We start from the raw sequence: 13,227 nt of genomic DNA, 5'->3' as shown, positions 1-13,227 counted from the left end.
CGGCTATCCTCAGCACGTCAGTCATCAGGAAGATCACCCCAGCATGCCCCTAACGGTCAAACGCCCCGCTCGCTGGAGCTGGCGCACGCTCTTGCCCTGGATCGTCGGCGTGGTGCCGCTTGCCTGTGGCCTGGCGGTGATGAACTGGCAGATCGAGCGCGAACTGCGCGCCAGCAGCCAGGCGACAACACGCCAGGTGGTCGAACATGTCGATCATATTCTAGACAACCTCGCCAACGCCGCGCAGGCGCTGCTGCCGCTGGCGGGCAGCCCTTGCGCGGACGCTCAGCTGGCCTTGCGCAGCGAGGTCACGCGCAATGCTTTCGTGCGTTCGACCAACCTGTTTCAGCAACACAACCTGTACTGCAGTTCGCTGTTCGGCGACTTCGACGAAGTCGTCGATGCCAATGACTACACCGATGGCCGGCTATGGCTGATGGACGGCAACTCGGTAACGCCCGGTCATGCCTTGCTGGTGTACCGGGCCAGCGATGGCGATCGCGGCGCGATCACTACCGTGGATGGCGATCACCTGCTTACAGCCTTGCGCCTGATCGGCCCGGAGGAAGCGTTGCAGATCCGCGTCGGCAATGCCTGGATGGGCAAGGACGGCGTGGTGCATGACGGTGCCCCACCGGTTGCCGCCGCTGCCGATGTGACCCTCGGCTCGACCCGTTACCCGTTCAGCGTGCACGGTGGCTACGAGGCCGGCAATCAAGGTGAGCTGCTGCGCAGCCACTACCCGGCCCTGCTCAGCCTGCTGCTGGTGCTCGGTGTGGTGGCCGGCAGTGCCTGCCGCTGGCAGATCCGCCGGGCCAGTTCGCCCCGGGCCGAGCTGAATCGGGCCCTGGAGGCGGACGAGTTTCTGCCGTATTTCCAGCCAGTGGTGCGCAAGGGTGACTACCGCTGGGCCGGAGCTGAGGTGCTGATGCGCTGGAACCACCCCCGTGAAGGCCTGGTCCGCCCGGACCTGTTCATCCCCTACGCCGAACACAGCGGCCAGATTGTCGCCATGACCCGGGCCCTGATGCTGCACACCGCGCAGAGCCTTGCGCCTTACACTGCGCTACTGGAAGATGGCTTCCACATCGGCATCAACATCACTGCCGACCACTGCCGCGACCTGAGCCTGCTCGACGACTGCCGCACCTTCCTCCAGCACTTCCCCCCTGGGCGGGTACGGCTGACCCTGGAACTGACCGAACGCAAGCTGATCGAAGCCACGCCGGTAGCCCTCGAGCTGTTCGCCAAGCTGCATGACATGGGGGTGATGATCGCCCTGGATGACTTCGGCACCGGTCAGTCGAGCCTCAACTACCTGCGCCAGTTCAAGGTCGACTACCTGAAGATCGACCAGAGTTTCGTGGCCATGATCGGTGGCGACGCGTTGTCGCAACATATTCTCGACAGCATCATCGAGCTGTCCGGCAAACTGGGCCTGGGCATTGTTGCCGAAGGGGTGGAAACCGACGTCCAGCGTGACTACCTGGCACGTTTCGAGGTGGACTTCCAGCAGGGCTATCTGTTTGCCCGGCCGATGCCAGCGGACGAGTTCCTCAGCGCACTTGCTGCACGCCCAGGTGCTGCGCGGTTGCCGCAGGGCGCGCCCCCTGAGATCATGCGCGGCTGATCCACCCGCTCACTCCCCTATCCGAGGCATTCGTGTCAAAAGGCATTGTTTCGTCGGTCATGGCGTCCTGTCTGTTCGCCGTGATGTATTTCTATACTTCCCTGCTGTCGCCGCTCGATGGCGAAGAGATCTTTGGCTGGCGCACGCTGCTGACGCTGCCCTGCCTCACGCTGTTCATGCTGGTCAGCAAAGACTGGAAGCGCGTCGGTGAATTGCTTGCCCGTGTGCGCCAGACGCCGGTCCTGCTGCTGGGCATGGTCGGCACTTCGTGGCTGATGGGGGTGCAGCTGTGGCTGTTCCTCTGGGCGCCACTGCATGGGCGCAGCCTGGAAGTGTCGATGGGCTACTTCCTGCTGCCGCTGGCGATGGTACTGACCGGGCGGCTGGTCTACGGCGAGCGCCTGTCACGCCTGCAAAAAGTGGCGGTCAGCTGCGCCGCACTGGGCGTAGGGCATGAGCTGTACCAGCATGGCAGCTTCGCCTGGGAAACCTTGCTGGTGATGATCGGCTACCCGATCTACTTCGTCTTGCGGCGACGCTGTCGCACCGACCACCTCGGTGGCCTGTGGTGCGACATGTGCCTGTTGCTGCCCTGGGCTGTGTACTTCGTTACCCAGGGGCCTTTGTCGGCGGCCGACCTGCACCAGCACCCCGGCCTCTACGGGTTGATCCCGCTGCTGGGGGCGATCAGCGCTTGTGCACTGATCGCCTACGTGCTGGCCAGCCGCCTGTTGCCGTTCAGCCTGTTCGGCCTGCTCAGCTACGTCGAGCCGGTGTTGCTGGTGGGCGTTGCCCTGCTGCTGGGCGAATCCATCGGCCCGGATCAGTGGCTGACCTACCTGCCCATCTGGGCAGCCGTGTTGGTGCTGGTGCTTGAAGGCTTCAAGCACCTGCTGCGTCAGCGTCGGCGTTCGGTGTAAGGCGCACCTGGCGCACCCGGCGCTCCTCCACCGCCACCACGGTCATGCTCCAGCCGTTCCAGGCCAGCTGGTCACCCACCACCGGCAGGCGGTCCAACAGGCTCATTACCAGGCCCGCCAAGGTCTGGTAGTCCTCGGTGGCACGGGCGCTGAAGCCTGTACCGGCCTGGACCTGGCTCAGGTTCAGGGCGCCGCTGACGACAAAGCTGCCAGCCTCCTCGACGATCGCCGGGCCCTCTACCTCGCTGGCATCCGGCAACTCGCCGGCGATCGACTCGAGGATATCGGTCATGGTCAGCAAGCCGGTGAAGTCACCGAACTCGTTGATCACGAAAGCAATGTGTGTCGACTGGCTACGCATCTGCTCCAGGGCGTTGAGGATGCTGAAGCTCTCCAGCAGGTTCAACGGCGCCCGGGCCATGCGCTCAAGGTCCGGCTGGCTGCCGGACAACCACTCCTTGAGCAGCTCTTTCTTGTGCACGAAGCCCAGCGGTTCCTCGATATGGCCATCGCGAATCAGCGGCAGGCGCGAGTACGGCGAGTTGGCCAACGCCTCGGTGATGGCCTGCGCCGGCTGCGCCAGGTCGATCACGTCGACCTCGGCTCGCGCCGTCATCACCGTGCGGATCGGCCGCTCGGCCAGGTTCAGCACGCCGCTGATCATCACCCGCTCGCGGCGGTCGAACAGCACCTGCTCCTCGCCCCCTTCGACCAGGTCGGCAATGTCTTCGCCCACTTCGTCAGCCTCGACCCGACGGCCACCCAACAGGCGCAGCACGGCATGCGCGGTACGCTCGCGCAGTGGCCGGTGCTGCTGCAGGCTGCGCTTGCGGCGGGCACGGGCCAGCTGGTTGAACAGCTCGATAAGGATCGAGAAGCCGATGGCCGCGTACAAGTAGCCTTTCGGGATATGGAAGCCCAGGCCTTCGGCGGTCAGGCTGAAACCGATCATCATCAGGAAGCCCAGGCACAGCATGATCACTGTCGGGTGGGCGTTGACGAAGCGGGTCAGCGGCTTGCTGGCGACGATCATGATACCGATCGAGAACACCACCGCGATCATCATCACCGACAACTCTTCGACCATGCCTACGGCGGTGATCACCGCGTCCAGCGAGAACACGGCGTCAAGCACGACGATCTGCGCCACGATCGGCCAGAACGCGGCATGGCGTAACGCACCACTGGCTTGCGTGACGTGCCCTTCCAGGCGTTCGTGCAATTCCATGGTGGCCTTGAACAGCAGGAACACACCACCGAACAGCATGATCAGGTCACGGCCAGAGAAACTCTTGCCGAACACCTCGAACAGCGGTGCGGTGAGGGTGACCATCCACGAGATACTGGCCAGCAGGCCCAGGCGCATGATCAGTGCCAGGCTCAGGCCGATGACCCGCGCGCGGTCGCGCTGATGCGGCGGCAGCTTGTCGGCGAGGATGGCGATGAACACCAGGTTGTCGATACCCAGCACCAGCTCGAGGACGATAAGCGTCAGCAGGCCCAGCCAGGCCGTGGGGTCGGCTAGCCATTCCATTAGCGGGTACTCACGAAGAAAGCGTCACGGGGACGGCGGGAAGATGGCCGGGAAGGCCGGGGACTGGGGGGCTCCGCGAAGGTGCTCATAAGGACCTTGATCAAAAATAGGGAAGGAAATCCTACAAGCACAGCAGGTTAATCTGATAGCGCGAAACTATTACAAAACCTGTAACAGCATGGCAGGGGATTTTTCTTCAATACTCGCGCCGCTTGCAGCGGCAGGATGGCAACATCGTCCAACACACGGAGTTACGGAAAATGAGCCTGTCCCTGTCCATGGCTGCTTTCGCCCTTGCCGCATCGATCTCTCCAGGGCCAGTCAATGTCGTCGCCCTGGGCAGCGGAGCCCGTCATGGCCTGCGGGCAAGCCTGTGGCATGTGACGGGCGCGACGCTGGGCTTCTGCTTGCTGCTGGTGCTGGTTGGCCTCGGTTTGCACGAACTGCTGTTGCGCTGGCCGCTGCTGGGCGCGGCACTGCACTGGGGTGGCGTGGCGTTTCTGCTGTACATGGCGTGGAAGCTGGCCAGCGATGATGGCCAGCTGGGTGGGACCGATCAGCAGCAGGCACCTTCGGCCTGGCATGGCGCGGCCATGCAATGGCTGAACCCCAAGGCCTGGCTGGCGGCGGTGGCGGGCGTGGGTGCCTATACCGGTGGCGAACAGCACCTGCTGTGGTTGTTCACCTGGATCTACGGGCCGATCTGTTTCGTTTCGGTGGCCTGCTGGGCCTGGGCCGGGAGTGTGATTCGCCAGTATCTGCGCGAGCCGCGGTATCTGCAGTTGCTGAATCGGGGGCTGGCAGTATTGCTGGTGGGGAGTGCGGGATACCTGCTCGTTTGATGAAGCCAGTGCCGGCCTCTTCGCGGGGCAAGCCCGCTCCCACAGGATTACCACTCCCTGAAAGACATTCATAATCCTGTGGGAGCGGGCTTGCCCCGCGAAGAGGCCGGTACAGCATCGCGGTAATGCCCCGGTGTCGCAGCCAGGTGCTGCTTGAAGGCGCGCTGCAGATGCGCCTGGTCGGCGAACCCGGCCTCCAGTGCCACCTCGGCAATAGCCCGCCCTTTACGCAACTGCGACCGCGCATGCTGCACGCGCTGATCCAGCAGGTAGCCGTGTGGGGTGATGCCGAAGCGCTGCCGAAAAGCGCGAATCAGGTAAGACCGTGACAAGCCACAGGCTGCGCAGATGTCCTCCAGGCTCAGCGAGTCGAGACGATGGGCACGAATGAACGCCGCTGCCGCTTCCAACTGTGGATGGCAGGAAGGTGATTGCTTCGCTGAAGCCAGTAAATAGCCCGGAAGTTCTGTGAAAAAACTCGCCAGCCGTGCCTCGCGATCATCCAGTTCACCGTCGAACAGGTCGGCAAACAGTTGCAGCAGCCGGCCGTACAACGCAGGAGACGCACTGACGGTCTGCGCTGGCAGGACAAAGCCCCGATCCTGCAACCACGGCATGTCGACGAACAGCATCAGGTATGACCAAGGCTGCCCGGCGATCGGGTTACAGGTGTGCACCACGCCTGGGTTCATCAGCACCGTGGTACCGGCCGTCACCTCGAGCTGGCTGGCGCCGCTCAGGTAGGTGCTGCGCCCCCCGGTGATCACGCCGATGGAAAAGCTCTCATGGGAATGGGCGGCGTAGCAGACCTTGCGCCCATCCCCCACGCGCCGGGCTTCGACGAAGGGCAATGCCGGATCCCGCCAGAACCGCGACACCTCGATCATTGCCCTGCCCTCATTCGTCGCTGTGGTGCACCACCACCAGCAGCTGCGCTGGCTGCTCGCCGACCGAGCGCAGGCGGTGCGGTGTCTGGGCGTTGAAATGCAGCGCATCGCCCTGCTCCAGCAACACCCGTTCATTCATGAAATCGACTTCCACCTGGCCGGCATGGACGAACAGAAACTCCTCACCTTCGTGCTCCTTGAAAGTCGGGTCGCTGAATTCGGTCGGCGGCTGGATCAGGAACGGCAACAGGCTGCGCTGCCCGACCTGGTTGGTCAACGCCGCATAGCCAGGCCCGTGACCATCGCCCACCAGCGCCTGGCGCTCGCCCTGGCGCACCAGGCTGTAGCGGCCCTGCCCGGCCTGCTCCTCGGCGAACAATTCCTCGACGTTGACGTTCAGCGCCCGCGCCAGCTTAAGCGCAGCAGCGATCGACGGCGTGTTCAGGCCGCGTTCCACCTTGGACAGGTAGCTCTTGGTCATGCCGGATTTATCGGCCAGCGCCTCCAGCGTGACACCCAGTTTCTTTCTCAACAGTTTCAATCGGTTAGACATGCGACGCGCTTTTCCCGGATCCACAGGCTTGCTTATGACACTTTGTGTCATATAGGATTATTTGTGTCATTCGCTAGCCCGTTGCTCAACCGACCAAAGCTTAGCAACGGGCCAGCGCCGACATCGCTCATCACGCCACAGAGGAATCCCCCATGGCCAAGACCCTGACACAAAGCAAGGACCAACTGGTCCAGCAGGCGCTGACGCAGATGCAAGGCTCGCTTGCCGATAATACGTGGACTGTACGGGAAAAGCTGGCCCTGACCTGCCGAATTCTGTTCGATCACGGCCACGACTCCGGTCTGGCCGGGCAGATCAGCGCACGCGGCCCGCATCCCGGTACCTTCTACACCCAGCAACTGGGGCTGGGTTTCGACGAAATCAGCGCCAGCAATCTGCTGCTGGTCAATGAGGACCTTGAGGTGCTCGAAGGCCAGGGCATGCCCAACCCGGCCAACCGCTTCCACAGCTGGGTGTACCGCGCCCGTGCGGATGTGAACTGCATCATCCACACCCACCCGACCCACGTTGCTGCCCTGTCGATGCTGGAAGTCCCACTGCAGGTTTCGCACATGGACCTGTGCCCGCTCTACGACGATTGCGCATTCCTCGAAGCCTGGCCGGGCGTGCCGGTGGGCAATGAGGAAGGCGAAATCATCAGCGCCGCGCTGGGTGACAAGCGCGCCATCCTGCTCTCGCACCATGGCCAGCTGTCCACCGGCACCAGCATCGAGCAGGCCTGCGTGTACGCCCAGCTGATCGAGCGCGCCGCGCGCCTGCAGCTGCTGGCGATGTCGGCCGGCACCATCAAACCCATCGCCCCGGCACTGGGCCGCGAAGCCCACGACTGGATCGACCGGCCCAAGCGCCATGCCGCTGCCTTCAACTACTTTGCCCGGCAGAGCCTGCGTGTTCACGCCGACTGCCTGAACTGACCCCAGATCGCCTTGCTTGCGGAGCCCGAATCATGACCACCGAATTCCACGGCATCATCGGCTACACCATCACCCCCTTCAGCGCAGGCGGCGAACAGCTCGACCTGCCCGCGCTGGGCAAGTCCATCGAACGCCTGATCGACGGCGGCGTACAGGCCATCGCCCCGTTGGGCAGTACCGGCGAAGGTGCCTATCTCAGCGACAGCGAATGGCAGCAGGTGGCCGAGTACAGCCTCGCCCGCATCGACAAGCGAGTGCCCAGCATCGTCAGCGTCTCCGACCTGACCACGGCCGGCGCCGTGCGCCGCGCCCGCTTTGCCCAGGCCCACGGCGCCGACGCGGTGATGGTACTGCCGGCCGCTTACTGGAAACTCAGCGAAGCCGAGATCCTTCAGCACTATCACACCATCGGTGATGCCATCGATATCCCGATCATGCTCTACAACAACCCTGCCACCAGCGGCACCGACATGTCGGTGGAGCTGATCCTGCGCATCGTCCGCGAAGTGGCCAACGTGACCATGGTCAAGGAGAGCACTGGCGACATCCAGCGCATGCACAAGCTGCAGCTGCTTGGCGAGGGCCAGGTGCCGTTCTACAACGGTTGCAACCCGCTGGCGCTGGAAGCGTTCGTGGCCGGGGCCAAGGGCTGGTGCACGGCGGCGCCGAACCTGATTCCGGCGTTGAACCAGGCGCTGTACCAGGCGGTACTGGAGGGAGACCTGGCGCAGGCCAGGGAACTGTTCTACCGGCAGCTGCCGCTGCTCGACTTCATTCTCAAGGGCGGGTTGCCGGCGACGATCAAGGCAGGCTTGGGGCTTACCGGGTTGCCGGTGGGTGAGCCACGGCGGCCGGTGTTCGGGCTGGATGAGCCAGGGCGCGCGACCTTGGCGGCATTGTTGCAAGGACTCGGCATCAAAGACTGACGTGTTCTCCTGTGGGAGCGGGCTAGCCCGGGAACACCGGCGAAGCCGGTGCCAGGCACTGCAGCGCCTGCTTCGCGGGTCAAGCCCGCTCCCACAGAAGTCAGCCGTCTCAGCCTTTACCTCATGGCATCACCGGCGGCACATACTGCAACGTGGTACCCAGTGCCCACAGCAACACCAGCACCAACGGCACATGCACCAGCAACTGCACGAACGAAAAGCCGATCAGGTCGCGCGCCTTGAGCCCCAGCACGCCCAGCAGCGGCAGCATGTAGAACGGGTTGATCAGGTTCGGCAGCGCCTCGGCGGCGTTGTAGATCTGCACGGCCCAGCCCAGGTGATACTGCAGGTCGTTCGCCACCAGCATCACGTACGGTGCTTCGATGATCCACTTGCCACCGCCAGACGGAATGAAGAAGCCCAGCACCGCCGAGTACACGCCCATCAGCAGCGCGTAGGTGTCATGGGTGGCGATCTGGGTAAAGAACAGCGAAATGTGGTGGGCCAGGGTCTGTTCATCCACACCTTTGACCTGGGTGAGGATCGCGGCGATCGAGCCATACAGCGGGAACTGGATCAATACCCCGGTGGTGGTCGGCACGGCACGCGCCACGGCATCGAGGAAGCTGCGCGGGCGCCAGTGCAGCAAGGCACCGAGCATGATGAACAACAGGTTGTAGGTGTTCAGCCCGGAAATCGCGGTAATCGCCGGTTTGGTGGCGAACTCCTGGTACAGCCAGCCGCCAGCCAGGGCCACCAGCATCAGAATCAGAATCGGGCTGTGCTCCAGCCACTCGCCCGGGCGGGTACGCTTGGGGGCCGGCGGCGCGGTGAAGCTGGGGTCGACGCCACAATCTTCGGCGCTGCGCGCGCTGGTCGGGCCAGGTGCCGTGGCATAGGCGATCACCAGCGAGACGACCACCAGGGCCGCCAGCATCACCCCGGACTGCCAGAGGAAAATGGTCTCGGTAAACGGGATCACGCCGGTGATCGACAGGATCGAAGGCGGCAGGCTGGCCGGGTTGGCTTGCAACTGCGCGGCCGAGGACGACAGGCCCAGCGCCCAGACAGCACCCAGGCCCAGGTAGGCAGCAGCACCGGCGGCGCGATAGTCCATCTTCAGCTCGGTACGACGGGCCAGGGCTCGGACCAGCAGGCCGCCGAACACCAGCGACAGGCCCCAGTTGAGCAGCGAAGCCAGCATCGAGATCAACGCGACCCAGCACACCGCAGAGCGGCCATTGCCGGGGATGCGCGCGAGGCGGTCGATCAGCCGGGCGGCGGGTGGCGAGCTGGCCACCACGTAGCCGCCAATGACCACGAAGGCCATCTGCATGGTGAACGGGATCAGGCTCCAGAAGCCATCGCCAAAGGCCTTGGCTGTGTCGGTCGGTTTGGCACCCATGGCCAGGGCGCCGATGCACACCAGCAGCACGGCCAGGGCGGCGAATACCCAGGAGTCGGGGAACCAGCGCTCGGCCCAGTTGGAACAGCGCAGGGCAAAGCGGGCGGAGCGGCTGTCTTGGATTTCAGCGGCCACAGTTACTTCCTTTTATTGGTTTTATCGGATGTTTCAGCAAAAACGCAAAAAACCTGTGGGAGCGGACTTGCCCGCGAATGCGGCGGTGAATGTACCGGCGCATTCGCGGGCAAGCCCGCTCCCACAGGGATAACTTGTACCTTCTATGTCAGAAGGTCATTTCCTTGACATCGTCCGGCACGATCAGCTTGCCGGCGGTTTTCTCGATGATTTCTTCGACGCTGACCCCCGGCGCGGTCTCGCGCAGGATGAAGGCGCCGTCTTCGATCTCCAGGTAGGCCAGGTCGGTCAGCACCTTGCGGATGCAGCCGGCACCGGTCAGCGGCAGGCTGCAGCGCGGCAGCAGCTTTGACTCGCCATCCTTGGAGGCGTGGGTCATGGTGACGATGATGTTCTCGGCACCGGCCACCAGGTCCATGGCGCCGCCCATGCCCTTGACCAGCTTGCCGGGGATCATCCACGAAGCAATGTTGCCTTCCACGTCCACCTCGAAGGCACCCAGCACGGTAAGGTCGACGTGGCCGCCACGGATCATGGCGAACGATTGCGCCGAGTCGAAGATCGATGCGCCACGGCGGGCGGTGACGGTCTGTTTGCCGGCGTTGATCATGTCGGCATCGAGGGTGCTTTCGGTGGGGAATTCACCCATGCCGAGCAGGCCGTTTTCGGACTGCAGCATCACGTCCATGTCGGCCGGTACATAGTTGGCCACCAGGGTCGGGATGCCGATGCCGAGGTTGACGTAGTAGCCGTCCTTCAGTTCACGGGCGACGCGTTGCGCCATCTGTTCGCGGGTCAGTGCCATGGTCAGGATCTCTTTGTTGTTCTGATGGATGGCGCTCAGGCCTTGACGGTGCGCTTTTCGATACGTTTTTCGAAGGTGCCGACGATCACCCGGTCGACGAAGATGCCCGGGGTATGGATCTCGCTGGGCAGCAGCACGCCAGGCTCGACAATCTCTTCCACTTCGACCACGGTGATCTTGCCGGCAGTGGCCGCCAGCGGGTTGAAGTTCTGCGCGGTGTTGCGGTACACCACGTTGCCGTAGTGGTCGGCCTTCCAGCCCTTGACGATGGCGAAGTCGCCGGTGATGGACTCTTCGAGGATGTACTTGCGGCCTTTGAACTCGCGCACTTCCTTGCCGTCGGCAACCGGGGTGCCGTAGCCAGTGGCGGTGTAGAAGGCCGGGATGCCGGCGCCACCGGCGCGCATCTTCTCGGCCAAGGTGCCTTGCGGGGTCAGTTCGACTTCCAGCTCGCCGCTGAGCAGCTGGCGCTCGAATTCGGCGTTTTCGCCGACGTAGGAGGCAATCATCTTGCGGATCTGCCGGTCTTCCAGCAGCACGCCCAGGCCGAAGCCGTCGACGCCGCAGTTGTTGGAGACCACGGTCAGGCCCTTGACGCCACGGCGCTTGATTTCGGCGATTAGGTTTTCGGGGATGCCGCACAGGCCAAAGCCGCCGGCCAGTACCGTCATGTTGTCGGTCAGGCCTGCCAGGGCCTCTTCATAGGTTGCTACGCGCTTGTCCAGTCCGGCCATGCTGATCCGCCTTTTGTAGTTGTTGAACCGACGAGGCTGTCGGTGAGCGTGTGCAGCCATCTTCACCGCTGGCGACTGATTTGTTAATTTTGTTTTCATCATCGATTGATAACTTTTTCAAAACAGCGATCGAGGCTGTCATGAACGTCAAGCAACTGCGCGCCTTCGTCACCGTCGCCAAGTACCAGAGCTTCGCCCAGGCCGGTGAACAGCTGCATGTGTCACAACCGGCCCTGAGCCTGACCATCAAGGCGCTGGAGGACAACCTTGGGGGTGCCCTGCTCACCCGCACCACCCGTAGCGTCAGCCTGACCGCCGAGGGCGAGGTGCTGCTGCCGCTGGCCCGGCGCCTGCTGGCCGACTGGGACGACACCGAAGAGATGCTGCGCCAGCGCTTCACCCTGCAGTTGGGCCGCGTCTCGGTGGCGGCCATACCGGCCTTTGCCGGCAACCTGCTGCCACATTCGCTCAAGGTGTTCCGCCAGCGTTACCCCAAGGTCAACGTCACGGTGCATGATGTGATCAACGAACAGGTGCTGGAACTGGTGCGCCACCGCCGCGTCGAACTGGGCATCGGCTTCGAGCCGGAAAACACCGAAGGCCTGAATTTCCACCCGCTGTACATGGACCGCTTTGTCGCCGTGGTGCCGGCCGATTCACCGCTGGCCCTGCAAACCGAGGCGACCTGGGCGCAGCTGCTGGCGCAAGACTTCATCGCCTTGCAGCGCCCGTCGGCGGTGCGCCTGCTGCTCGAGCAATACGTCGCGGCACGCCACGGCAAGCTGGCGGTGGCGTTCGAAAGCCACCAGCTGTCGACCATCGGCCGCATGGTCGCCAGCGGCCTGGGCGTCAGTGCGGTACCGGCACTGTGTATCAACCAGATGCAGGAACTTGGCGCACGTTGCGTGACCCTGGTCGAACCTGCCGTGGAACGGCGCATCGGCGTGATCGCCCTGGCCGACCACAAGCTTTCCACCGCAGCCCAGGCGCTGCTCGAGGTACTGCTTTCCACTACCCAGACTCCGGAGGTGACATGCGTTACGTGAAACTGGCAGGTTGCAACGTGCCGGCCATTGGCCAGGGCACCTGGTACATGGGCGAAGACCCGACCCGCAAGGCCGCCGAAGTGAGCGCCCTGCAACAAGGTATCGAACAGGGCCTGACCTTGATCGACACCGCCGAAATGTATGCCGAGGGCGGCGCCGAGCAAGTGGTCGGCCAAGCCATTGCCGGGCGCCGTGACCAGGTGTTCCTGGTCAGCAAGGTCTACCCGCACAACGCCAGCCGCCGTGGCGTGCCTGAAGCCTGCGAACGCAGCCTGAAGCGCCTGGGTACCGAGGTGATCGACCTGTACCTGCTGCACTGGCGTGGTCAGTATCCGCTGGCGGAAACGGTCGAAGCGTTCGAGCGCTTGCGCGAGCAGGGCAAGATCCGCCATTGGGGGGTGTCCAATTTCGATGTCGATGACCTGCGCGAACTGCACAATCCGGCTTGCGCCACCAATCAGGTGCTGTACAACCCGGCGCAGCGCGGCATCGAGTTCGACCTGTTGCCGTGGAGCCGCCAGCGCGGCTTGCCAACCATGGCCTACTGCCCGCTGGCCCAGGCCGGGCGGCTGTTGCAGCACCCGGTACTGAGCGAGATTGCCGAGCGCCATGGGGCGACACCGGCGCAGGTCAGCCTGGCCTGGGTGACGCGGGAGAATGATGTGATTGCCATTCCCAAGGCGGTGTCATCGGAACATGTGCGGTTGAATGCGGCTGCGGGGGCATTGACCTTGACCCTTGAGGACCTGCGGGCGATCGACCGGGCATTCCCGGCGCCGACGCGCAAGCAGCATCTGGCGATGGTCTGATCGACCGAGTTGACCCCTTCGCGGGCAAGCCCGCTCCCACAGGAATTCAATAACCTTCAGGTTCAG

The 13,227-nt window shown here is 63.7% G+C and carries 13 protein-coding genes; 7 read left to right on the top strand and 6 right to left on the bottom strand.

What is annotated here, in order from left to right:
• Positions 1-43 precede the first annotated feature (43 nt).
• Positions 44-1,630, top strand: coding sequence for an EAL domain-containing protein (locus ACIPZ5_RS09980; RefSeq protein WP_400808166.1), 1,587 nt, complete (start codon positions 44-46; stop codon positions 1,628-1,630).
• 32 nt (positions 1,631-1,662) lie between these two features.
• Positions 1,663-2,550, top strand: coding sequence for an EamA family transporter RarD (gene rarD, locus ACIPZ5_RS09975; protein ID WP_261940249.1), 888 nt, complete (start codon positions 1,663-1,665; stop codon positions 2,548-2,550).
• On the opposite strand, the gene ACIPZ5_RS09970 is transcribed toward rarD, so the two are convergent.
• Positions 2,513-4,084 (bottom strand): TerC family protein, encoded by a 1,572-nt coding sequence (locus tag ACIPZ5_RS09970; RefSeq protein ID WP_343596795.1) that lies wholly within the window; start codon positions 4,082-4,084, stop codon positions 2,513-2,515. The genes rarD and ACIPZ5_RS09970 overlap by 38 nt on opposite strands.
• A gap of 260 nt (positions 4,085-4,344) precedes the next feature.
• On the opposite strand from ACIPZ5_RS09970, the gene ACIPZ5_RS09965 reads away from it, so the two are divergent.
• Positions 4,345-4,926, top strand: coding sequence for a LysE family translocator (locus ACIPZ5_RS09965; protein ID WP_400808162.1), 582 nt, complete (start codon positions 4,345-4,347; stop codon positions 4,924-4,926).
• A 68-nt stretch (positions 4,927-4,994) separates the two neighbouring features.
• Here ACIPZ5_RS09965 and ACIPZ5_RS09960 read toward each other — a convergent pair whose 3' ends face one another.
• Both ACIPZ5_RS09960 and ACIPZ5_RS09955 read right to left on the bottom strand, forming a co-directional pair.
• Positions 4,995-5,813, bottom strand: coding sequence for an AraC family transcriptional regulator (locus tag ACIPZ5_RS09960; RefSeq protein ID WP_343596798.1), 819 nt, complete (start codon positions 5,811-5,813; stop codon positions 4,995-4,997).
• A 10-nt stretch (positions 5,814-5,823) separates the two neighbouring features.
• The gene (locus ACIPZ5_RS09955) at positions 5,824-6,366 is read right to left on the bottom strand and encodes an XRE family transcriptional regulator (protein WP_343596800.1); all 543 of its coding nucleotides are present in this window, start codon (positions 6,364-6,366) and stop codon (positions 5,824-5,826) included.
• 152 nt (positions 6,367-6,518) lie between these two features.
• Between ACIPZ5_RS09955 and ACIPZ5_RS09950 the strand changes: the two genes are divergently transcribed.
• Both ACIPZ5_RS09950 and ACIPZ5_RS09945 read left to right on the top strand, forming a co-directional pair.
• Complete coding sequence (locus ACIPZ5_RS09950) at positions 6,519-7,301, top strand: aldolase (protein ID WP_400808160.1); 783 nt, start codon at positions 6,519-6,521, stop codon at positions 7,299-7,301.
• A 32-nt stretch (positions 7,302-7,333) separates the two neighbouring features.
• Positions 7,334-8,227, top strand: a complete 894-nt coding sequence (locus ACIPZ5_RS09945; protein WP_400808158.1) for a dihydrodipicolinate synthase family protein — start codon at positions 7,334-7,336, stop codon at positions 8,225-8,227.
• A gap of 121 nt (positions 8,228-8,348) precedes the next feature.
• Here ACIPZ5_RS09945 and ACIPZ5_RS09940 read toward each other — a convergent pair whose 3' ends face one another.
• The 3 genes from ACIPZ5_RS09940 to ACIPZ5_RS09930 all read right to left on the bottom strand — a co-directional run bounded on the left by ACIPZ5_RS09940 (position 8,349) and on the right by ACIPZ5_RS09930 (position 11,306).
• Positions 8,349-9,767 (bottom strand): short-chain fatty acid transporter, encoded by a 1,419-nt coding sequence (locus ACIPZ5_RS09940; RefSeq protein WP_261940256.1) that lies wholly within the window; start codon positions 9,765-9,767, stop codon positions 8,349-8,351.
• 148 nt (positions 9,768-9,915) lie between these two features.
• The gene (locus ACIPZ5_RS09935) at positions 9,916-10,572 is read right to left on the bottom strand and encodes a CoA transferase subunit B (protein WP_027916751.1); all 657 of its coding nucleotides are present in this window, start codon (positions 10,570-10,572) and stop codon (positions 9,916-9,918) included.
• A gap of 35 nt (positions 10,573-10,607) precedes the next feature.
• The gene (locus ACIPZ5_RS09930) at positions 10,608-11,306 is read right to left on the bottom strand and encodes a CoA transferase subunit A (RefSeq protein WP_085676930.1); all 699 of its coding nucleotides are present in this window, start codon (positions 11,304-11,306) and stop codon (positions 10,608-10,610) included.
• A gap of 140 nt (positions 11,307-11,446) precedes the next feature.
• Between ACIPZ5_RS09930 and ACIPZ5_RS09925 the strand changes: the two genes are divergently transcribed.
• Both ACIPZ5_RS09925 and ACIPZ5_RS09920 read left to right on the top strand, forming a co-directional pair.
• Positions 11,447-12,352, top strand: coding sequence for a LysR family transcriptional regulator (locus tag ACIPZ5_RS09925; protein WP_261940257.1), 906 nt, complete (start codon positions 11,447-11,449; stop codon positions 12,350-12,352).
• Positions 12,340-13,161: an aldo/keto reductase gene (locus tag ACIPZ5_RS09920; protein ID WP_400808154.1), complete on the top strand. Its 822-nt coding sequence runs from the start codon at positions 12,340-12,342 to the stop codon at positions 13,159-13,161. The genes ACIPZ5_RS09925 and ACIPZ5_RS09920 overlap by 13 nt, the downstream gene beginning before the upstream one ends.
• The last annotated feature ends 66 nt before the right edge of the window (positions 13,162-13,227 follow it).

Source organism: Pseudomonas sp. NPDC089428 (assembly GCF_044749325.1).
GTDB lineage: Bacteria > Pseudomonadota > Gammaproteobacteria > Pseudomonadales > Pseudomonadaceae > Aquipseudomonas.
This window is presented reverse-complemented; position numbering and strand designations above follow the sequence as displayed.

Coding starts and splice junctions, on each gene's coding strand:
- ACIPZ5_RS09930 (WP_085676930.1), bottom strand. CDS start 11,306: ATGGCCGGACTGGACAAGCGCGTAGCAACCTATGAAGAGGCCCTGGCA.
- ACIPZ5_RS09935 (WP_027916751.1), bottom strand. CDS start 10,572: ATGGCACTGACCCGCGAACAGATGGCGCAACGCGTCGCCCGTGAACTG.
- ACIPZ5_RS09970 (WP_343596795.1), bottom strand. CDS start 4,084: ATGGAATGGCTAGCCGACCCCACGGCCTGGCTGGGCCTGCTGACGCTT.
- ACIPZ5_RS09950 (WP_400808160.1), top strand. CDS start 6,519: ATGGCCAAGACCCTGACACAAAGCAAGGACCAACTGGTCCAGCAGGCG.
- ACIPZ5_RS09960 (WP_343596798.1), bottom strand. CDS start 5,813: ATGATCGAGGTGTCGCGGTTCTGGCGGGATCCGGCATTGCCCTTCGTC.
- ACIPZ5_RS09955 (WP_343596800.1), bottom strand. CDS start 6,366: ATGTCTAACCGATTGAAACTGTTGAGAAAGAAACTGGGTGTCACGCTG.
- ACIPZ5_RS09920 (WP_400808154.1), top strand. CDS start 12,340: ATGCGTTACGTGAAACTGGCAGGTTGCAACGTGCCGGCCATTGGCCAG.
- ACIPZ5_RS09945 (WP_400808158.1), top strand. CDS start 7,334: ATGACCACCGAATTCCACGGCATCATCGGCTACACCATCACCCCCTTC.
- ACIPZ5_RS09925 (WP_261940257.1), top strand. CDS start 11,447: ATGAACGTCAAGCAACTGCGCGCCTTCGTCACCGTCGCCAAGTACCAG.
- ACIPZ5_RS09965 (WP_400808162.1), top strand. CDS start 4,345: ATGAGCCTGTCCCTGTCCATGGCTGCTTTCGCCCTTGCCGCATCGATC.
- ACIPZ5_RS09980 (WP_400808166.1), top strand. CDS start 44: ATGCCCCTAACGGTCAAACGCCCCGCTCGCTGGAGCTGGCGCACGCTC.